At 62.2% G+C, this 19,870-nt stretch carries 23 protein-coding genes, 1 tRNA gene and 1 pseudogene; 18 read left to right on the forward strand and 7 right to left on the reverse strand.

Translation table 11 applies throughout. The features are described from left to right. Positions 1-194 precede the first annotated feature (194 nt). From LU684_RS12520 to LU684_RS12540, 5 genes are all read left to right on the forward strand, one after another. On the forward strand, positions 195-416 hold the full coding sequence (locus LU684_RS12520; RefSeq protein WP_095115827.1) for a hypothetical protein: 222 nt from the start codon (positions 195-197) through the stop codon (positions 414-416). Continuing rightward, positions 413-664, forward strand: a complete 252-nt coding sequence (locus LU684_RS12525) for a DUF3077 domain-containing protein (protein ID WP_060517655.1) — start codon at positions 413-415, stop codon at positions 662-664. Before LU684_RS12520 ends, LU684_RS12525 begins: the two co-directional genes overlap by 4 nt. Positions 665-860: 196 nt before the next feature. Beyond that, a complete protein-coding gene (locus tag LU684_RS12530; RefSeq protein ID WP_016484950.1) occupies positions 861-1,424 on the forward strand; it encodes a GNAT family N-acetyltransferase in 564 nt (187 codons plus the stop codon). 105 nt (positions 1,425-1,529) lie between these two features. Then, complete coding sequence (locus LU684_RS12535) at positions 1,530-2,069, forward strand: hypothetical protein (RefSeq protein WP_232894694.1); 540 nt, start codon at positions 1,530-1,532, stop codon at positions 2,067-2,069. A 20-nt stretch (positions 2,070-2,089) separates the two neighbouring features. Then, on the forward strand, positions 2,090-2,476 hold the full coding sequence (locus tag LU684_RS12540; protein WP_016484952.1) for a lysozyme inhibitor LprI family protein: 387 nt from the start codon (positions 2,090-2,092) through the stop codon (positions 2,474-2,476). Positions 2,477-2,518: 42 nt separating this feature from the next. Here the strand turns inward: LU684_RS12540 and mnmH are convergent, their stop codons facing one another. Next, positions 2,519-3,631, reverse strand: coding sequence for a tRNA 2-selenouridine(34) synthase MnmH (mnmH, locus tag LU684_RS12545; RefSeq protein ID WP_060517653.1), 1,113 nt, complete (start codon positions 3,629-3,631; stop codon positions 2,519-2,521). After that, on the reverse strand, positions 3,631-4,665 hold the full coding sequence (gene selD, locus LU684_RS12550; RefSeq protein WP_016484954.1) for a selenide, water dikinase SelD: 1,035 nt from the start codon (positions 4,663-4,665) through the stop codon (positions 3,631-3,633). Before selD ends, mnmH begins: the two co-directional genes overlap by 1 nt. A 126-nt stretch (positions 4,666-4,791) precedes the next feature. On the opposite strand from selD, the gene LU684_RS12555 reads away from it, so the two are divergent. Genes LU684_RS12555 through phnE form a run of 4 tightly spaced genes read left to right on the forward strand, consistent with a single transcriptional unit; the run spans position 4,792 to position 8,037 of the window. Continuing rightward, positions 4,792-5,646, forward strand: coding sequence for a putative selenate ABC transporter substrate-binding protein (locus LU684_RS12555; protein WP_016484955.1), 855 nt, complete (start codon positions 4,792-4,794; stop codon positions 5,644-5,646). After that, positions 5,643-6,452 carry a phosphonate ABC transporter ATP-binding protein gene (locus LU684_RS12560; RefSeq protein ID WP_232894696.1) on the forward strand — a complete coding sequence of 270 codons (810 nt, stop codon included), beginning with the start codon at positions 5,643-5,645 and terminating at the stop codon, positions 6,450-6,452. Before LU684_RS12555 ends, LU684_RS12560 begins: the two co-directional genes overlap by 4 nt. Further along, positions 6,446-7,273, forward strand: coding sequence for a PhnE/PtxC family ABC transporter permease (locus LU684_RS12565; RefSeq protein ID WP_060517650.1), 828 nt, complete (start codon positions 6,446-6,448; stop codon positions 7,271-7,273). The genes LU684_RS12560 and LU684_RS12565 overlap by 7 nt, the downstream gene beginning before the upstream one ends. Further along, positions 7,270-8,037 (forward strand): phosphonate ABC transporter, permease protein PhnE, encoded by a 768-nt coding sequence (gene phnE / locus LU684_RS12570; RefSeq protein ID WP_232894697.1) that lies wholly within the window; start codon positions 7,270-7,272, stop codon positions 8,035-8,037. The genes LU684_RS12565 and phnE overlap by 4 nt, the downstream gene beginning before the upstream one ends. Positions 8,038-8,053: 16 nt before the next feature. Here the strand turns inward: phnE and LU684_RS12575 are convergent, their stop codons facing one another. Then, positions 8,054-8,947, reverse strand: coding sequence for a bestrophin family protein (locus LU684_RS12575; RefSeq protein WP_016484959.1), 894 nt, complete (start codon positions 8,945-8,947; stop codon positions 8,054-8,056). A 207-nt stretch (positions 8,948-9,154) separates the two neighbouring features. Here LU684_RS12575 and LU684_RS30595 point away from each other — a divergent pair. Next, a pseudogene (locus tag LU684_RS30595) lies at positions 9,155-9,232 on the forward strand (addiction module antidote protein); the annotation flags it as partial. 10 nt (positions 9,233-9,242) lie between these two features. Here the strand turns inward: LU684_RS30595 and LU684_RS12580 are convergent. From LU684_RS12580 to LU684_RS12590, 3 genes are all read right to left on the reverse strand, one after another. Continuing rightward, positions 9,243-9,722 (reverse strand): GNAT family N-acetyltransferase, encoded by a 480-nt coding sequence (locus LU684_RS12580; protein ID WP_232894698.1) that lies wholly within the window; start codon positions 9,720-9,722, stop codon positions 9,243-9,245. Between the two features lie 116 nt (positions 9,723-9,838). Then, positions 9,839-10,486, reverse strand: a complete 648-nt coding sequence (locus LU684_RS12585; protein WP_232894730.1) for a serine protease — start codon at positions 10,484-10,486, stop codon at positions 9,839-9,841. A gap of 308 nt (positions 10,487-10,794) precedes the next feature. After that, positions 10,795-10,879 (reverse strand) — tRNA-Leu (locus LU684_RS12590). 107 nt (positions 10,880-10,986) lie between these two features. On the opposite strand from LU684_RS12590, the gene queA reads away from it, so the two are divergent. The 6 genes from queA (at position 10,987) to LU684_RS12620 (ending at position 17,054) form a co-directional block, all read left to right on the forward strand. Beyond that, positions 10,987-12,036: a tRNA preQ1(34) S-adenosylmethionine ribosyltransferase-isomerase QueA gene (gene queA, locus LU684_RS12595; protein ID WP_016484962.1), complete on the forward strand. Its 1,050-nt coding sequence runs from the start codon at positions 10,987-10,989 to the stop codon at positions 12,034-12,036. 14 nt (positions 12,037-12,050) lie between these two features. Beyond that, on the forward strand, positions 12,051-13,166 hold the full coding sequence (gene tgt, locus LU684_RS12600; RefSeq protein WP_016501406.1) for a tRNA guanosine(34) transglycosylase Tgt: 1,116 nt from the start codon (positions 12,051-12,053) through the stop codon (positions 13,164-13,166). 42 nt (positions 13,167-13,208) lie between these two features. Beyond that, positions 13,209-13,544 carry a preprotein translocase subunit YajC gene (gene yajC, locus LU684_RS12605; RefSeq protein WP_016484964.1) on the forward strand — a complete coding sequence of 112 codons (336 nt, stop codon included), beginning with the start codon at positions 13,209-13,211 and terminating at the stop codon, positions 13,542-13,544. Between the two features lie 63 nt (positions 13,545-13,607). Beyond that, positions 13,608-15,470: a protein translocase subunit SecD gene (secD, locus tag LU684_RS12610; RefSeq protein ID WP_016484965.1), complete on the forward strand. Its 1,863-nt coding sequence runs from the start codon at positions 13,608-13,610 to the stop codon at positions 15,468-15,470. Positions 15,471-15,480: 10 nt separating this feature from the next. Beyond that, positions 15,481-16,389: a protein translocase subunit SecF gene (gene secF, locus LU684_RS12615; RefSeq protein ID WP_016484966.1), complete on the forward strand. Its 909-nt coding sequence runs from the start codon at positions 15,481-15,483 to the stop codon at positions 16,387-16,389. A gap of 122 nt (positions 16,390-16,511) precedes the next feature. Beyond that, positions 16,512-17,054, forward strand: a complete 543-nt coding sequence (locus LU684_RS12620) for a glycine zipper 2TM domain-containing protein (RefSeq protein ID WP_016501403.1) — start codon at positions 16,512-16,514, stop codon at positions 17,052-17,054. Positions 17,055-17,223: 169 nt separating this feature from the next. Here LU684_RS12620 and suhB read toward each other — a convergent pair whose 3' ends face one another. Further along, positions 17,224-18,042: a type III secretion system regulator SuhB gene (suhB, locus tag LU684_RS12625; RefSeq protein WP_019472646.1), complete on the reverse strand. Its 819-nt coding sequence runs from the start codon at positions 18,040-18,042 to the stop codon at positions 17,224-17,226. Between the two features lie 151 nt (positions 18,043-18,193). Between suhB and trmJ the strand changes: the two genes are divergently transcribed. Then, complete coding sequence (gene trmJ / locus LU684_RS12630; RefSeq protein ID WP_023049495.1) at positions 18,194-18,949, forward strand: tRNA (cytosine(32)/uridine(32)-2'-O)-methyltransferase TrmJ; 756 nt, start codon at positions 18,194-18,196, stop codon at positions 18,947-18,949. Positions 18,950-18,952: 3 nt separating this feature from the next. Further along, on the forward strand, positions 18,953-19,738 hold the full coding sequence (gene cysE / locus LU684_RS12635) for a serine O-acetyltransferase (protein WP_016484970.1): 786 nt from the start codon (positions 18,953-18,955) through the stop codon (positions 19,736-19,738). Positions 19,739-19,870 lie beyond the last annotated feature (132 nt).

A 19,870-nucleotide genomic window follows, 5' to 3' on the forward strand; every position in this document is an offset into this window, starting at 1 on the left:
CATACAAAATCGGCGACCGGGTGTGAGAAGCCCGTCGTTTCGAGAGGGCTTGCCAGTTATGGCAGCCGTGCGCGTGCAGACTTCGGTCTGGCCGTGAATACCTCGTAACACGGTCTTCTCACCTCGCGTACGGCTGCCACCTTATCTGTGAGAAGGATGCGAGTGGTTGCTTCTGAAAATATTTCGAGGTGACTATGAAGAAACTTGTCCCTGATCCACCCGTTACAGACCTGACCTACCAAGCCGCCAAGTCCCAGGCCACCCAGGTAATGGACACCCTCTCCAGCATCATCATCCAGTATCTCGACGCCGAAGCGCCGATTTTGCGTGCTTCACTGCTCGAAGCCATGTCGGCCCAGACCAGCCAGCTGCATGCCCTGCTAGCCCATATGAAAGCGCTGGAGGCAAAGGCATGACCAACCACCTCAAATCCCGCACCACCGCAGGCGTGGAAAAATTCCTTGAGCTGTACCGGGTTGAACCAGGTGTACCGCTTGATCTGGCATTCGATGAATTGTCGGTACTGATCGGCTGCATCAAGCACCTGAACGAGGAAGCCGAGATGGAGGGCGACAAGATCGCCGGCAGCGCAGCGCGGATTCTCAGTGCCATGGCCAAGGCGCTGATCAATGACATGGAAATGGGCTTGAACCGAGGCGCCTGAGCGATTTTTGGAGCCGCTTTGCGGCTCCATCGCCGGCAAGCCAGGCTCCCACAGGGTGCGTGCAAGGCTCCGGGCCTGTGGTGAACCTGTGGGAGCCTGGCTTGCCAGCGATGGGCTGCAAAGCAGCCCCGGGCTGCCTGAACCCTGCACTTGACGTTAAACTGTCATCTCCCCAGCAATGGACAGGAGATCCGGCGTGACCCCACCCCGCAGTTTCCCCAGTGACCTCTGCCTCGACAGCCCGCGTCTGCAATTGCGCCCCATGCGCCATGCCGATGCCGCGCAATGGCTGGCGATCATGGCCGACCCCGAGGTCATGCGTTATTGGCACCATGCACCCTGGCAAGACCTGGCCGAAGCCGAAAGCGCCCTGGCCGCCGACCGCGAAGCCTATGCCAATGGCGACCAGCTCAAGCTCGGCATGTATCGCCGTGACAATGGTGAGCTCATCGGCATGGTGCAGCTGTTCAACATCGACGATGTGTCCCGCCGCGGCGAAATCGGCTACTGCCTGGCCAGTGCCGTGCAGGGCAGGGGCTACATGGACGAAGCATTGACCTGCTTCATCGATTACCTCGCCCACACCCTGCACCTGCGCCGCCTGGAAGGCGAAATCGACCCCCGCAACCAAGGCTCGGCGCGCACACTCGAGCGCCAGGGCTTCGTGCTGGAGGGCACCCTGCGGGCACGCTGGTGTGTGGCCGGCGAATTGTCTGACTCGGGTATCTATGGCTTGTTGCTTGAGCCACCCGTTGCATAGTCTTGCGCCGCATGGTGTCTCCGTGCGGCAACCATCCAGGGTCTGGAAGCGGGGCAGGGCCTGGGTTAAGGTCGTAGGCTGTCCCGTTTCCTCCAGGTGTGCCCCTTGCCCGTTTTCTACCTTAGCATCAGCCTGCTGCTGTATCTGCTCGCCCTGTTTTTCGATGGCGCGCTGATGAGTGGCGATCGCCACATGCCGGCCCTGCAAATGTTGCTGTACGGGCCATGGGGTATGCCGTTCGGCTTGTACCAATGGTTTGCCAACCCGCTGCTGGCCCTGGCCATTCTTGCCCATCGACGGTTCCGCCGCCTGGCATTGCTGGCCGGGTTGGTGGCGGCGTACCTGGCGGCCAGCAGTTTCGGCATCACCCGCCTTCCGGACAACCAGAGCTATGAGTTCCACGACCTGACCGGTTTTGGTGCTGGCTTTTATCTATGGCTGACGGCCATTGGGGTGTTTTGCCTGGGGCAGGCCTGGCATTGCTGGAAGGCACGTAGCGCCGACGACATGCCGGGCTGGAACTGGCTGGATGTGGCGTTGATTGCGGCGCTGGGCGTGGCGCTTTATTCGGCAACGCAGATGCAATCATTGCGCTTCCAGCCAGGCAAGGTACTGATGCCGCCGGAACAGCCGCAGTCGTTTTGATACCCGCAAGGAGGGTTTGCATGATCAAGCATTGCCTGACAGGCCTGGCACTGGCCGGCATTTTGCCGCTGGCCGTGGCGGACGATTACACGCCGGCCTACGGCCAGTGCATGGACAAGGCCTCCAGCACCGTGGCCATGAGCCAGTGCATCCAGGCCGAGACGCACGTGCAGGACCAGCGCCTGAACCGGGTGTACAAGCAGTTGATGGGCAAGCTGGATGCCGGGCAGCAGAAAAGCCTGCGGGATGTGCAGCGTAAATGGCTGGCCTACCGGGATGGCAATTGCCAGTTCCATGTGCAGGCCAGTGGCGGGACCATGGCGCAGCTGGAGGGAGGGTCATGCATGATGGACATGACCCGCGACCGGGCGGCAGAGCTGGAACGGGTGCTCAGCCCGGGGCAATGACGATGCCTGTGCCGGCGATGGGGGCGCGAAGCGGCCCCGCTTTTACTTGCGCGGTTCGCGCAGCACCCGAGCTTTGAGGTATTCGCGCACTTCCACCGCATCCCCGGCAAACTCGATACGCTCTGCCTTGGCAGCACGCTGGTAGGCATACATCGGGTCGTAATACTCGTTCAGCAAGCCTTCGATCCAGCCCCGGTGCAGGTCCACTGCGCCGCTGCGCTGTTGCTCTTCAAGGGCGAGGCGCAGGATCTCCGAAAGCCGCTGATAGCGCTCCCCACCCAAGCGCTTGTAGATGTTGGCCATGCTTTGCAGCATGCGCTCGGCAAACAACCGGCGGCCATCCTCTTCGCCATGCACGGCGATAAACTCGGCACTCAGGTTGACCACATAGTCGCGCAAGATGCGCTCCACGCGGTTGGCGAAGCTGTCTTCCAGCCACACCAGCGGGTATTGCTGCATGCCCTGGTACAACTCCAGTGGCACCGTGCAGCTGCCGACAATGCGGCCTTCATCTTCCAGCACGAACTGCTCGCAGCCGCGGGCGCGCTTTTTAAGCACATCGATGGCCAGCTGGTTTTCGAAATCGATCTGTGCCGGTTGTGCAGTGGCGCGTTTGCCGAAGCTGGAACCGCGATGGTTGGCATGGCCTTCCAGGTCGAGCACGTTGTCCAGCTGGTGCAGCACATCGGTCTTGCCGGTACCGGTCAGGCCACCTACGAGCACGAAATCGCATTGCGCTACAGCCTGCTGAGTGGTTTCCAGCAGGAAGGTGCGCATGGCCTTGTAGCCCCCTTTGACACGCGGGTACTGGATACCCGCCTCATCGCGTAGCCAGCCTTGCACGATCTGCGAACGCAGGCCGCCCCGGAAGCAGTACAGGTAACCTTGCGGGTTGGCCTGGGTGAACGCCACCCAGGCATCCATCCGAGCCTGTTTGGTGGTGCCGCTGACCAACTGGTGGCCAAGGGCGATGGCGGCGGCCTGGCCCTGCTGTTTGAAGCAGGTGCCGACCTTCTGCCGCTCCTGGTCGTTCATCAATGGCAGGTTGACCACGCCCGGGAAGGCGCCTTTGGCGAATTCCACGGGGGCGCGCATGTCCATCATCGGCACATCGTCGAGGAACAGCTGACGGAAGTCGGTGCAGTCGGGGCGCATCAGATCACCTCGACCGCGTGGCTCTGTCGCTCGACCAGCTTGCCGATTGGCGACAGTTGCAGGCCCAGTTCGGCCGCCACGGTGAGGAACCCGGCTTCACCCTCCGGGGTAACGGCCACCAGGAGGCCACCGCTGGTCTGCGGGTCGCACAGCAGGTGCTTCTGGTCATCAGTGAGGGTGCCGATCTTGTGCCCGTAGCTGTCGTAGTTGCGCAGGGTTCCACCGGGGATGCAGCCCTCCGCCAGGTAGTGGTCGACACTGGGCAGGCGTGGTACAGCGGCGTAGTCCAGGTGCGCGGTAAGGCCGCTGCCTTCGGCCAGCTCGACCAGGTGGCCGAGCAGGCCGAAGCCGGTCACGTCGGTCATGGCCATGACCCCGTCGAGCTTGCCGAAGCGGCTGCCGGGGGTGTTGAGGGTGCACATCCAGTCGCGGGCCAGGCCCTGGTCTTGTTCGCGCAGCTTGGCCTTTTTCTCGGCAGTGGTGAGGATGCCGATGCCCAGTGGCTTGGTCAGGTACAGCTGGCAGCCGGCAGTGGCGGTGTCATTGCGCTTGAGGTGGCGCTTGCTGACCACACCGGTGACGGCCAGGCCGAAGATTGGCTCAGGCGCGTCGATGGAGTGGCCGCCAGCCAGCGGGATGCCGGCTTCGGCGCACACGGCACGGCCGCCACGTATCACTTCCCGTGCCACTTCCGGTGGCAGTACGTTGACTGGCCAGCCGAGGATGGCGATGGCCATCAGCGGGTCGCCGCCCATGGCGTAGATGTCGCTGATGGCGTTGGTGGCGGCGATGCGGCCGAAGTCGTAGGGGTCATCGACGATGGGCATGAAAAAGTCGGTTGTCGAGACCACGCCGCGCTCATCGTCGAGCGCGTACACTGCGGCATCGTCGCGCGACGCGTTGCCGACCCACAGTTTCGGGTCCAGGGCCTGGGTGCCGCTTTCGGCGAGAATCACGTCCAGCACCTTGGGGGAGATCTTGCAGCCACAGCCGGCACCATGGCTGTACTGGGTCAGGCGAATCGGCTCGCTCATGTGTACCTCAGCAGGTCAAATTGTCGCGCGATTGTAGCAAAGCTGGCCTTTGGGCCCTTGCCTCTTATAATTCACGTTGTCGGCGGATTTGTCGGCATTTCCCCGCTATTGAACCGGAGAATACCCATGCTCAAACGCCCCCTGGCGCTCGCCGCCGGTCTCGTGCTGTCTTGCTGTGCCGTTGCCGCTCAGGCCGCTGAAACCCTGCGGGTCAGCGCCATTCCCGACGAAGCGCCTACCGAACTGCAGCGCAAGTTCAAGCCATTGGGTGAATACCTGGCCAAGCAGCTGGGCATGGAAGTGAAGTTCGTACCGGTGGCCGATTACCCGGCGGTGGTCGAGTCGCTGGCCGCCGACCGCCTGGACCTGGCCTGGCTGGGTGGCTTCACCTTTGTGCAGGTGCACCTGAAGGACCCGTCCGCCACGCCGCTGGTGCAGCGTGAGCAGGACGCGCAGTTCACCTCCAAGTTCATTACTGCCAACCCCGACGTGAAGAGCCTGGCCGACCTCAAGGGCAAGTCGTTTGCCTTCGGTTCCATTTCGTCCACGTCGGGCAGCCTGATGCCACGCTACTTCATGCTCAAGCAGGACAACATCAAGCCTGAAGCGTACTTCAGCCGCGTGGCCTACTCGGGGGCCCATGACGCCACCGTGGCTTGGGTACAGGCTGGCAAGGTAGATGGTGGCGTGCTCAACGCCAGTGTGTGGCAAAAGCTGGTGGATGCCGGCAAGGTGGATACCAGCAAGGTGAAGGTGTTCGCCACCACCCCGACTTACTTCGACTACAACTGGACCGTGCGCGGCAACATGGACCCTGCGTTGAAGGACAAGATCAAGAAAGCCTTCCTTGAACTCGACCCGGCCAACCCGGAGCACAAGGCGATTCTGGACCTGCAGGCCGCCAGCCGCTTCATCGAAACCAAGCCTGAGAACTACCTGGGCACCGAGCAAGCTGCACGTGAGGCCGGCCTGCTCAAGTGACCGCTTCGAATGTAGCCATCCATCTGCACGGTGCCAGCCTGCGCCATGGCCAGGTCCGCGCGCTTGACGCGGTGAGCCTGCGCATTGAGCAGGGCGAGCGGGTTGCCATCATCGGGCCGTCGGGGGCGGGCAAGTCCAGCTTGCTGCACCTGATGGCCACGGCCATCCAGCCCAGCGGCGGGCGCCTGGAACTGCTCGGCGAGCAGCCTTGGGCGTTGTCGGCCCGGGCACGCCAGCGCCTGCGGGCGCGGGTTGGCCTGGTGCATCAGGCGCCGCCCTTGCCACCACGCCAGCGGGTGGTGACAGCGGTACTGGCCGGCCGCCTGGGGCAGTGGGGGGTGATGCGCGGTTTGCTCAACCTGCTATACCCCGGCGATGTGCCGGGCGTGCGCCAGGTTTTGGCGGAGCTGGGGCTGGCCGGCAAACTGTTCGTGCAGTGTGGGCAATTGTCCGGTGGCCAGTTGCAGCGCGTGGGCATTGCCCGGGCGCTGTACCAGCGACCGCAGGTGCTGCTGACCGATGAACCGGTATCGGCCATGGACCCGGTACTGGCCGACCACAGCCTGGCCTTGCTCAACCGCCATGCCCAGGCCAACGGCGTGACGCTGGTGGCGAGCCTGCATGCCGTTGAGCTGGCGCTGGCACATTTTCCGCGGGTAATCGGTATCCGCGAAGGGCAGGTGGTGTTCGACTGCCCGGCCCAGGCCGTTACCGAGCAATTGCTGGAAGCGCTATACGCCAACGAACAACTCGTTTCGCCGCCAACCCAGGGGCCGACCCTGACCGTGCAGATACCGCGGTGCTGAAGGCCGATACCCGCGACCCGGCCCTGCTGCCGCGGTTGCTGCTGGCCTTGCTGGCAGTGGCCGTGCTGTGGCCTGGCATCCGCTTGAGCGAGTTGAACCCGTGGGTACTGCTGCAGGCCGAGAACCGGCAGCAGATAGCCAGTTTCACTGGCGCCTTCTGGCCTCCGGCACATGATGCCGATTTTCTTGCGCTACTGTATGAGGCCACTTTGCAGACCTTGGCCGTGGCGACTGCCGGTATGGCGCTGGCGTTGGTGTTGGCTATTCCGGCGGGTTTGCTGGCCAGCCGTGCGTTGTCTTTGCGTGCCGCTTCACGCGGCGGGCGGGCCGGCTTCTGGTCGCGGCTGCTGCGCCTGCCGGTGCGCGGGCTTCTGATTTTCCTGCGTAGCGTGCCAGAGATCGTCTGGGCGCTGCTGTTTGTGCGCGCCGTGGGGCTGGGGCCGACGGCGGGCGTACTGGCGATCGCCATTACCTACAGCGGCATGCTTGGCAAGGTCTACGCCGAAATCTTCGAGTCGGTCGACCAGCGCCCTGCGCATGCCTTGTTGCAGGCGGGCAGTGGCCGGCTGGCGGCGTTTCTCTACGGCATCCTGCCCAATGCTGCATCGGAAGTGGTGTCTTACACCGTGTACCGCTGGGAGTGTGCGGTACGGGCGTCGGTGGTGATGGGCTTTGTCGGGGCGGGCGGGCTGGGCCAACAGATCGACCTGTCGATGCGTATGTTCGATGGTGCGCAAGTGGCGAGCATGCTGCTGACGTTCTTGCTGCTGGTGATGCTGGCCGACCTGCTCAGCCGCTTGCTGCGCTGGAGGCTGGCATGAACCGCGCCATCAACCTGCTGCTGCTTGGCGCCATCGCGGTGGCGGTAGTGGCCTCGGTCGCCTTCCTGGAATTGGACTTGCGCGCCTTGGTCGGCAACGGCGGGTTGGGGCAGATGGGCGAATATGCCGGGCGTTTCCTGCAGCCAGATGTGTCTGCCGGGCACCTTGAGGCGGTCTGGCGTGGCGCACTGGAGACACTGGCCATGTCAGGCCTGGGGACCTTGTTGGCAATGGTGCTTGGGATGCTGCTGGCGCTGCCGGCGGCGGGGCGTTTCGGCTGGCCGTTACAAGGCGCGGCGCGGCTGTTGCTGAACGCCCTGCGGGCCATCCCGGAACTGGTGTGGGCGGCGTTGACAGTGCTGGCGGCAGGCCTCGGTCCCAATGCGGGCACCCTGGCCCTGGCGCTGCATACCGCTGGCGTCCTGGGGCGCTTGTTTGCCGAGGCGCTGGAGAACGCACCACCGGAGCCGGCAGCGGCTATCCGCCTGCAGGGCGGCAGCCAGGTGGCGGCGTTCTGTTTTGGCACCTTGCCTAACCTGTGGCCGCAGTTGCTGGCCTACAGCTTGTATCGCTGGGAAAACAACATCCGTATGGCCAGTGTGCTGGGGTTTGTCGGGGCGGGTGGCTTGGGGCAGATGCTGTACACCACCTTGAGCCTGTTCCAGGAGGCCCAGGCCAGCACGGTGATCATCGGGATGCTGGTGCTGGTGTTGCTGGTGGATGTGTTGAGCGACGTGGTGCGCCAGCGTTATGTACGGGCCTGACACCTAGCAAAATCCCTCACGCATCTACTGCCTCGGCACACTGTGCTTCCCGCTGCATCGACTCCAGATTCCGTTCGATCGTCTCGCAAATGGTATCCATCTGGATCTGGTGCTCACTGAAACGGAACGGGCTCTGCAAATCCGTGCCGATCCGCTCGATAGCCAGCAGCATGAACCCCACCACCGTCGATGCCAGCGGTGTGAACCAGCCCAGCGACTCCACCAGCCCCACCGGCACGATCAGGCAGAACAAAGTAATGAACAGCCGCGGGAAATACACGTAAGGGTAGGGCAACGGTGTGTTGGCAATGCGCTCCATGCCACCCTGGGCGTTGGACAGGTCCACCAGGGTCGACTCCAGCCGGGCCAGGCGAATGCTGTCCAGCCGCCCGGCTTTGTATTCTCGCGCCAGCAAGGCCGCCGAGCCGCCGAGAATGTCATTGGCGAAGTTGTTTGAACGGTTGCGGCGTTCGAACTCTGCGGGCGGGATGAATGCCATCAGCTCCTCGGGGCAGCGTTCCCCCTTCAAGTGCGCCGCCAGGCAGTTCACGTAGGCGATATGGCGGCGCAGCAGGGTGGCTTTGACCGGGTTCAGGCCATCATCCGGGTCATCGATCAGGGTCAGCGTCTGCCGGGCGAAGCTGCGCGAACCGTTCACCAGCGCCCCCCACAACGTGCGCGCTTCCCACCAGCGGTTGTAGGCGCTGCTGTTGCGAAAACTCACCAGCACCACCAGCGCCGAGCCCAGTAGGGTCAGCGGGATAAGCGGTAGAGTGAACTTGCTGTTGAGAAACAGCATGAAGTCGATGGTGACCAGCACATCCCAGATCAGCAGCCAGAACAGCGACCAGCCGATGTAGCCGATGGTCTTCACGACCAGGCGGTACTTGCGGGTGATGATGTCTTTCACGCGGGTAACCTCAAGGCGTGGGTGATGGAGGATGGGACGTCGAGGGGGATCGAAGGTTCGCGTGCCGAATGTTGCAAGGGATTTAGAAGCTGACGTGAAGAGAAAAGTCTGACCAAATTAGAGGATTTGCCTGAATTCCTGATTCAGCGGAAAAACGACAGGGTAGGTCGCTTCAATCCTTGAATGGGTGTATCCATAAGGATACGTCGTTTTGACACTGTCTTGAGGGTCATTCGTGCCTTGGGGGTGGACCTTCTCGTTCAGCCACATGCAATGACCCGCTGATCCAGCGTGGTTAAGTCAGTATTTGCTTCATCTGCACCAACGCTACCCGCGTGCCGTCCCACGCCTGCCGCTCCTCGATGCCGAACGGTGTGAAGCCCAGCTGTGGATAAAGCAGCAGGCCCGCGGTGTTGTGATTGAAGCATGACACCCACACCTCCCGAGCGCTGTAATGCTGGCGGGCGAGGTCGATCATGGTGGTTACCAGGTAACGCGCTACGCCATGGCCGCGGGCGGCAGGGGCCACGACCACATTGCCAAGGGCACACGCGCCGCCGTGTTCGGCTTTGTAGAAGTTGGCAAAGGCCAGGACAGTACCGTTGCCTTCCACCACCGTGGAGCCGCTGCGTTGGGCTATGGCGTCGCTCAGCTGGGCAGGGGTGAAGGGATAGGTGGCTTTGGGGAACATGTAGAACAGTTCGTCCGGGCCCTGCGGGAAGTTGCAGATGACGGGGATGTCGTCAGGGTGGATGGGGCGGTGGGTCAGGTGCATGGCAGGTCCCTCTTGCGCTGGCGGATCGGGCCTTTTCGCGGGTGAACCCGCGAAGAGGCCATCAGCCTTCCATCATAGGCCGCTTTTGCACTCGCAGATGCGGGCCGCCAGTCAACTCAAGGCTTGGCGGCCACCGCCACGTAGCCTTTGACCGAAGCCGGTGCCTGGGGCTTGGCCTTGTGCGCCAGCAGGTACTGATAGCGCCGCCATTCCTTGTCGATTTCGCTGAACGACATGAACACGCTGATACGGTCCTTGCCGGCCAGGTCGGGACGCTTGCCGGCGTCAATCTCGCTGGTGGGTATGATGGCGACGTTGATGCCCACTACCGTGCCGTCATCCGCAAACACGGGCCCGCCCGACATGCCCTTGGTGATCGGGCCGTCATGCACCGAGTAGAAGACACTGCCAGGCGTGCCTTCAAGGCGTACCAATGACGGCAAGGCATGGCCCTTGCCCTGCATCGGCATCATAAAGCTGTTGAAACCTACCGCCGTCACCGCTTCCCCAGGCACGTACTGGCGCCAGCGCGGCACGCTGCTGGCCTTGTGCTTGAAGAACACCACATCGCCGAGGCCCTCGTGGACCACGTTGCGCAGGAAGGGGGTGTGTTTGGCGGTTACTGCGTAATCGTCGTTCCACTGGATGGCACTGGCCATCAGCAACATCGGCAGCGGCGCACCCGAGGTGACCACGAAAGCCTGGCTGTAGACGGGGTCTGAAACGTACGACGTTGGCACTCCATTGCACCCACTGAGCAGCATCATTGCCGCCATGCAGGGCGCGATTGTTTTCATGGGTCACACGGGGCGTGGAGAAATGGGAGTGCAACTATGGCTAAGTGCCATTACGCCAGCAATGCTTTCGGCATATATCCGACGAATGACAGCTTAAGTATTAATCCTGACTGCGGCCAATAGAATGCAGACATGGCTACAGGCCCCGGAGTCATTAGGGTGCCGTCAATTATTTCGTGCCGCTCCTGACGTGACCGTGCAAGCCGCACGCTCTGCATCAGATCAAAATTCGGGCATAAAAAAACCGACCAGTAAGGTCGGTTTTTTCCGGATCTTGGTGCCCCGAGGGAGACTCGAACTCCCACTCCTTTCGAAAACGGATTTTGAATCCGCCGCGTCTACCAATTCCGCCATCAGGGCGTGTGGCGCGCAGTATAGAGAGCTGCCGCTAGTCGGTCAATCGGCTTTCATGGTCAATTTTCACACATTGGGCTAAACTTCCCGGCCCTGCCGAACCGAACATCATCATGCGCGTCGCCGATTTTTCCTTCGAACTCCCTGATTCCCTGATCGCCCGCCACCCGTTGGCCGAGCGCCATGGCAGCCGTCTGCTGGTACTCGATGGGCCGACCGGCGCGCTGGCGCACCGGCAATTCCCCGACCTGCTCGAATACCTGCGCCCCGGCGACCTGATGGTGTTCAACAACACCCGGGTGATCCCGGCGCGCTTGTTTGGCCAGAAAGCCTCTGGCGGCAAGCTGGAAGTGCTGGTCGAGCGCGTGCTCGACAGCCACCGGGTGCTGGCCCACGTGCGTGCCAGCAAGGCGCCGAAAGAAGGCGCAGTCATCCTCATTGATGGCGGTGGCGAGGCCGAAATGGTCGCGCGCCATGACACGCTGTTCGAGCTGCGCTTCACCGAAGAGGTGCTGCCACTGCTCGACCGCGTCGGCCATATGCCGCTGCCGCCCTACATCGACCGCCCCGACGAGGGCGCCGACCGTGAGCGCTACCAGACCGTGTACGCCCAGCGCGCCGGTGCGGTTGCCGCGCCCACTGCGGGCCTGCACTTTGACGAAGCGCTGTTGGAAAAGATTGCTGCCAAAGGTGTGGAGCGGGCTTTCGTTACCCTGCACGTGGGCGCGGGCACGTTCCAGCCGGTGCGGGTCGACAAGATCGAAGACCACCACATGCACAAAGAATGGCTCGAAGTGGGCCAGGATGTGGTCGATGCCATCGAGGCCTGCCGCGCACGTGGCGGCCGGGTGGTCGCGGTCGGCACCACCAGCGTGCGTTCGCTGGAGAGCGCGGCGCGCGATGGCGTGCTCAAGGCCTTCAGCGGCGACACCGACATCTTCATCTACCCGGGCCGGCCGTTCCATGTGGTCGATGCCCTGGTCACCAACTTCCACCTGCCGGAGTCCACGCTGCTGATGCTGGTCTCGGCCTTCGCCGGTTACCCCGAGACCATGGCCGCCTATGCGGCGGCGGTCGAGCACGGGTACCGCTTCTTCAGTTACGGTGATGCCATGTTCATCACCCGCAATCCGGCGCCACGCGGCCCCGAGGATCAAGCATGAGTCGCACCTGTCGAATGTCCTTCGAACTGCTGGCTACCGACGGCAAGGCCCGTCGTGGTCGCATCACCTTCCCACGTGGCACGGTGGAAACCCCGGCGTTCATGCCGGTGGGCACCTATGGCACGGTCAAGGGCATGCTGCCACGCGATATCGAGGCCATTGGCGCCGAGATGATCCTGGGCAACACCTTCCACCTGTGGCTGCGCCCGGGCACCGAGGTGATCAAGAAGCACAACGGCCTGCACGACTTCATGCAGTGGAAAGGCCCGATCCTCACCGACTCCGGTGGCTTCCAGGTGTTCAGCCTGGGCGCCATGCGCAAGATCAAGGAAGAGGGCGTGACCTTTGCCTCGCCGGTCGATGGCTCGAAGGTGTTCATGGGCCCTGAAGAGTCGATGCAGGTGCAACGTGACCTGGGCTCGGACGTGGTGATGATCTTCGACGAGTGCACCCCGTACCCGGCCGAGCACGACGTGGCCCGCACTTCCATGGAACTGTCGCTGCGCTGGGCCCAGCGTTCGAAGAACGCCCACGCCGACAACACGGCGGCGCTGTTTGGCATCGTCCAGGGTGGCATGTACCAGGACTTGCGCATGCGCTCGCTGGAAGGCCTGGAAAACATCGGCTTCGACGGCCTGGCCATCGGCGGCCTGTCGGTGGGCGAACCCAAGCACGAAATGATCAAGGTGCTGGATTACCTGCCAGGCATGATGCCTGCTGACAAACCTCGTTACCTTATGGGGGTAGGCAAACCGGAAGATCTCGTTGAGGGTGTGCGCCGCGGCGTCGACATGTTCGACTGCGTGATGCCTACGCGTAACGCACGTAACGGCCATCTGTTTGTCGATACAGGGGTGATCAAGATCCGCAATGCGTTCCATCGCCATGATGAATCGCCGCTGGATCCGACCTGTGACTGCTATACCTGCACCAACTTCTCCCGTGCCTATCTCCATCACCTGGACAAGTGCGGCGAAATGCTGAGCAGCATGCTGAATACCATCCACAACTTGCGCCATTACCAGCGCTTGATGGCCGGTTTACGCGAGGCTATTCAACAGGGTAAATTGGCCGCCTTTGTCGACGCCTTCTACGCCAAGCGCGGGCTTCCTGTACCGCCTTTGGACTGACTGTCTGCATCCATTATTAGAAAATTACATTAGGAGTGCCCAATGAGCTTCTTCATCCCCGCCGCATACGCGGACGCTGCAGCACCTGCCGCTGGCCCAGCCGGTACCGGCTTCGAGTGGATTTTCCTGGTCGGTTTCCTGGTCATCTTCTACCTGATGATCTGGCGCCCTCAGGCCAAGCGCGCCAAAGAGCAGAAGAACCTGCTCGGCAACTTGCAGAAAGGTGACGAAGTTGTCACCAACGGCGGCATCGCCGGCAAGATCGTCAAGGTTTCCGATGATTTCGTGGTGCTGGAAGTCTCCGACACTGTCGAGCTGAAGTTCCAGAAGGGCGCCATCGCGGCCACCCTGCCAAAAGGTACGCTCAAGGCTATCTGAGTTACCGGTTTTATTTTCCAGTCGGGGCGCGCAACGCGCCCCGCGTCTTGAACGGGCGGCGTGATGCTGAACAAATACCCTCTGTGGAAATATGCACTGATCGTGCTGGTACTGGTGGTCGGTTTCATTTATTCCGCTCCTAACCTCTACCCGGATGACCCGGCGGTGCAGATCAGCGGTGCCAGTTCGGCGCTGCAGGTAAACCAGGCCGACCTCGATCGCGTCAGCAAGGCGCTGCTCGATGCCAAGATCGCCGTCAAGGGCGCGAGCCTGGGTGAGAAGGGCAGCGGGCTGATTCGCCTGACCAACCAGGAAGACCAGCTGCCAGCCAAGGATGTCGTGCGCAAGGCACTGGGCGATGATTATGTCGTGGCCCTGAACCTGGCCCAGACTACCCCGCAATGGCTGCGCAACCTGGGTGCGAGCCCGATGAAACTGGGCCTGGACCTGTCCGGTGGTGTGCACTTCCTGCTGGAAGTGGACATGGACAAGGCCATGACGGCCCGCATGAAAGTCTACGAAGGCGAGGTCAAGACCTTGCTGCGTAAAGAGCGCGTCCGCTACCGCAGCCTGCCCCAGCAGGATGGCGGCATCATGCTGGGCTTTGCTGACGATGCAACCCGCGAACAGGCACGTGCCCTGATCCGCAAGAATTTCAATGATTTCGACCTGACCACCACCGAGCGCAACGACCTCGCCGTGCTGCGTCTGGCGCTGACTCAGGCAAAAGTTGCCGAGATCCGCGAATACTCGATCAAGCAGAACCTCACCACCGTCCGCAACCGTGTCAACGAGCTGGGCGTGGCTGAACCCCTGGTACAGCGCCAGGGCGCCAACCGTATCGTGGTCGAGCTGCCAGGCGTGCAGGACACTGCCGAAGCCAAGCGTATCCTCGGTAAAACCGCCAACCTGGAGTTCCGCTTTGGTGCCGAACCGGGTGCGTCCAAGGCCACGACCGAAGTGTTCGAATTCCGTGAAGGCGGTCGTTCTGCCCCGGTCGAGCGCGGCCTGATCATCACCGGTGACCAGGTAACCGACGCCCAGGCCAGCTTTGACGAGCACGGCCGCCCACAAGTGAACATCCGCCTGGATGGCCACGGTGGCGAGCTGATGAGCCGTGCTACCCGTAGCAACGTTGGCCGCAGCATGGCGGTGATCTTCATCGAGCAGAAGCCGGTGACCCGCTATGTGAAGCAGACCGTCGACGGCGTCGAGAAAGACGTTGCCGTACAAAGCTTCGTGGAAGAGAAGAAGATCATCAGCCTGGCGACCATCCAGTCGCCGCTGGGCAGCCAGTTCCGCATTACTGGCCTGAATGGCCAGGGCGAATCGTCCGAGCTGGCCCTGCTGCTGCGTGCCGGTGGTCTGGCCGCGCCGATGTACTTCGCCGAAGAACGTACCATTGGCCCAAGCCTGGGTGCCGACAACATCACCAAGGGTATCGATGCTTCGCTGTGGGGTATGCTGTTCGTCTCGCTGTTCATCATCGCCATCTACCGCGGCTTTGGCGTCATTGCCACCATCGCCCTGGCGGGCAACATGGTATTGCTGCTGGCGCTGATGTCGCTGCTGGGCGCTACCCTGACGCTGCCGGGTATTGCCGGTATCGTGTTGACCATGGGTATGGCGGTGGACGCCAACGTGCTGATCTTCTCGCGTATCCGCGAAGAGCTGAAAGCCGGCATGTCGGTACAGCGCGCCATCCACGAAGGCTTCAACCGCGCCTACACCGCGATCATCGACGCCAACCTGACCAGCCTGCTGGTCGGCGGCATCCTGTTCGCCATGGGTACCGGCCCGGTCAAAGGCTTTGCGGTTACCATGTCCCTCGGGATTTTCACCTCGATGTTCACCGCCGTCATGGTGACCCGTGCAATGGTCAACCTGACCTGCGGCGGGCGTGACATCAAGAAGCTGTGGGTTTGAGGGAGCTGCGATGAAAACCATCAACTTCATGGGCGTGCGCAATGTTGCGTTCGCCATTACCGTGCTCCTCACCGTACTGGCGCTGTTCAGCTGGTGGCAGAAGGGTCTCAACTTTGGCCTGGACTTCACCGGTGGTACGCTGATCGAGCTGACTTACGAGCGCCCGGCCGACCTCAAGGCGGTGCGTGCCGAGCTGGTCGATTCCGGCTTCCACGAGGCCGTGGTGCAGAGCTTTGGCGCTACCACCGACCTGCTGGTGCGTATGCCGGGCGACGACCCGCAGCTGGGTAACAAGGTGGCCGCTGCCTTGCAGAAGGCCGGCGGCGACAACCCGGCTACCCTCAAGCGTGTCGAGTTCGTAGGCCCGCAGGTGGGTGAAGAGCTGCGCGACCAGGGCGGCATGGGCATGCTCATGGCCTTGGGCGGCATCCTTATCTACCTGGCCTTCCGCTTCCAGTGGAAGTTCGCCGTGGGTGCGATCGTTTCGCTGATCCACGACGTGGTGGTTACCCTGGGTATCCTGTCGTTCTTCCAGATTACCTTCGACCTGACGGTGCTGGCGGCGGTGCTGGCGATCATCGGCTACTCGCTGAACGATACCATCGTCGTGTTCGACCGGGTGCGTGAGAACTTCCGCGTCATGCGCAAGGCCTCGCTGATCGAGAACATCAACGTTTCGACCACCCAGACACTGCTGCGCACCATCGCCACTTCGGTTTCGACCTTGCTGGCCATTGCCGCGCTGCTGTTCTTCGGTGGCGACAACCTGTTCGGCTTCTCGCTGGCCCTGTTCATCGGTGTCATGGCCGGTACCTACTCGTCGATCTACATCGCCAACGTGGTACTGATCTGGCTGAACCTGAACAGCGAAGACCTGATCCCTCCAGTCAAGGCTGAAGGTGTGGACGAGCGCCCATAAGGCCCCGTCCCTACGCCGTACGGCGAGCAAAAAGGCGCGAGTGTTGAACTCGCGCCTTTTTTTTTGCTCCAAGGCTGGGAGAAGCGCGGGTTGAGACCCGCTGGTACGATCAGGAGGTTCACGTGAACAAATCAATGCTGGTGGGTGCGGTGCTGGGTGCTGTCGGTGTAACTGCCGGAGGTGCTGTGGCGACCTACAGCTTGGTGAACAAAGGCCCCGAAGTCGCCCAGGTGACGGACGTGCAGCCGATCAAGCAGCAGGTGAAAACCCCGCGTGAAGTGTGCAAGGACGTGGCCGTGACGCGTCAGGCGCCGGTCAAGGACCAGCACCAGATTGCCGGTACCGTGGTCGGTGCGCTGGCAGGTGGCTTGCTGGGTAACCAGATTGGCGGTGGTACCGGCAAGAAGATCGCTACCGTGGCCGGTGCGGTCGGTGGTGGTTATGCCGGTAACAAGGTTCAAGAAGGCATGCAGCAGCGTGACACCTATACCACCACACAAACACGCTGCAACACGGTCAACGACATCAGCGAGAAGGTGGTGGGTTACAACGTGACCTACTCCATCGGTGATCAGGTAGGCAAGGTGAAGATGGACCGCGAGCCAGGGGCGACCATTCCTCTGGACAAGAATGGCAAGTTGATCCTGAGCGAAGCTGCCCAGTGATCGATGTCGCCTGAGCCGGCCTCTTCGCGGGTAAACCCGCTCCCACACAGGTAATGCGATCCCTGTGGGAGCGGGTTTACCCGCGAAGAGGCCGGCTCAGGCAATGCGAAGCTGTCAGGTATAAAAAAAGCACCCCGAGGGGTGCTTTTGGCTTTCTGGCAATCCGCGTTTAGCGCTTCATGCTTTCCGGCAGGTGTGGCTGGATAGCGGTCAGTACGGCCTTGAAGCACTTGATGTTGCCTGCAACGATGTGGCCTTTGTCGAGGAAGTCGTGGCCACCGTTGAAGTCGCTCACCAGGCCACCGGCTTCCTGGATCAGCAGCACGCCGGCTGCCATGTCCCACTCGGCCAGGCCCGACTCCCAGAAGGCGTCGAAACGGCCAGCGGCCACATAGGCCAGGTCCAGGCTGGCGGAGCCGGCGCGGCGGATGCCGGCGGTCTGGCCAGTCAGGGCGCGGAACATGCCCAGGTAGTTGTCCATGTCGGCCATCTGGCCATCACGGAACGGGAAGCCCGTACCCAGCAGGGCGCCTTCCAGGCTGGTGCGCGAGCTTACACGCAGGCGGCGGCCATTGAGCTGGGCGCCACGGCCGCGGCTGGCGGTGAATTCTTCCTGGCGTACGGGGTCGAGCACCACGGCGTGCTCAAGGCGGCCACGGTATTTGCAGGCGATGCTGACGGCAAAGTGGGGAATGCCGCGAAGGAAGTTGGTGGTGCCGTCCAGTGGGTCGATGATCCACAGGTAGTCTTTACCTTCTTCGCCGGTGCCCGCGTGCATGCCCGTCTCTTCACCCTGGATGGAGTGGTTCGGGTAGGCCTTGCGCAGCGCGTCGACGATCTTCTGCTCGGCGGCACGATCAACCTCGGAAACGTAGTCCTTAGCCTCTTTCTCGTCCACCTTGATGCTATCCAGGCGTTCGATGGAGCGGAAAATCAGTTCACTGGCGCTGCGAGCGGCGCGCAGGGCGATATTCAGCATAGGCTGCATGGGCGGGTCACCTGGAGATGTTAAAGAAGAAAGCCGATCATTCTAGCAGAAAACTTTGTCGGCAGAAGTGTCACATTTGCTTTCATGGCGTTACGTCTGTCGGTTCTGTAAGATCGGATGCCCTGATTCCTGCATCTGTGAGCACAACACCTTGCTGCAAAATATTCGTGTTGTTCTGGTCAATACCAGCCACCCCGGCAACATCGGCGGCGCTGCGCGTGCCATGAAAAACATGGGCTTGTCGCGCCTGGTGCTGGTACAGCCGAAAGAATTCCCCGCCCTGGATGCCAGTGCCCGCGCCTCGGGTGCCGACGACGTGCTGGATAACGCCCAGGTGGTCGACAGCCTTGAACAGGCGCTGGTCGGCTGTAACCTGGTGATGGGGACCAGCGCCCGTGAGCGCAGCATCCCGTGGCCGTTGATTGGCCCGCGCGAGTGCGGGGCCAAGGCGGTGGAGCATGCCAAGGGTGGTGAAGAGATCGCCCTGGTGTTCGGGCGTGAACACGCCGGCCTGACCAACGAAGAACTGCAGCGATGTCACTTCCACGTGCACATTCCCTCCAACCCCGACTTCAGCTCGCTGAACCTTGCGGCCGCTGTCCAGGTGCTCTCTTACGAGGTGCGCATGGCCTGGCTGGCCGCCGGCGAAGCGCCGGGCAAAGTCGAGAAGGTTGACGCCAGCGAGCTGGCGACGATGGACGAAATGGAGCTGTTCTACGACCACCTGGAGAAAACCCTGGTGGGCATCGGCTTCCTCGACCCCGAAAAGCCCAAGCACCTGATGCCGCGCTTGCGCCGGCTGTATGGGCGGGTGGCGGTCGAGCGTTCGGAAATGAGCATTTTGCGCGGCATCCTCACCGAGACCCAGAAAGTGGTCCGGGGCGAGCCGCATAAACGGAAGGACTGACAGATGTTCGAACGCCTGCGTGAAGATATTCAAAGCGTATTCCACCGTGACCCGGCTGCGCGCAATGCCTTCGAGGTGCTCACCTGCTACCCGGGTATGCATGCCATCTGGCTGCACCGCCTGGGCAATGCCCTGTGGAAGCGTGATTTCAAGTGGCTGGCCCGGCTGGTGTCCAACTTCGGGCGCTGGCTGACCGGTATCGAGATCCACCCCGGTGCCACAATCGGCCGGCGTTTCTTCATTGACCACGGCATGGGTATCGTCATCGGCGAAACCGCCGAGATCGGCGATGACGTCACCCTTTACCAGGGCGTGACCCTGGGCGGTACCAGCTGGAATAAAGGCAAGCGCCATCCTACCCTGGAGAACGGCGTGGTGGTGGGGGCGGGGGCCAAGGTGCTGGGCCCGTTCACCGTCGGCGCCGGGGCCAAGATCGGCTCCAACGCGGTGGTGACCAAGGCGGTACCGCCCGGCGCTACGGCGGTGGGTATCCCGGGGCGCATCATCGTCAAGAGCGAGGACACCGAAGTCGAGGCCAAGCGCAAGGCCATGGCCGAGAAGATAGGCTTCGATGCCTACGGTGTCAGTGGTGACATGCCCGACCCGGTGGCGCGTGCCATCGGCCAGATGCTCGATCATCTACAGGCGGTCGACGAGCGGCTGGAGGGCATGTGTGGCGCCCTGACCAAGATGGGTAGCGATTACTGCGCCAAGGAGCTGCCCGCGCTGCCGGAAGATGATTTCACCGAGGTTGCCCAGGTGGTCCAGCGCGACACTCAGTCGCATTGATTACGCCGCACTGAACCCATGGTGACATACGGGGCGTGTGCTCACGCCCCTCGTCTGCTACAATCGCGCCCGCCTCCCTGATGCAAACCCGACTAAAGCAGTAGGTCTAATAGTTGACTTAAATGCTCGGGA

The sequence above is a fragment of the Pseudomonas sp. NMI542_15 genome (assembly GCF_021283425.1).
Classification (GTDB): domain Bacteria; phylum Pseudomonadota; class Gammaproteobacteria; order Pseudomonadales; family Pseudomonadaceae; genus Aquipseudomonas; species Aquipseudomonas fortuita.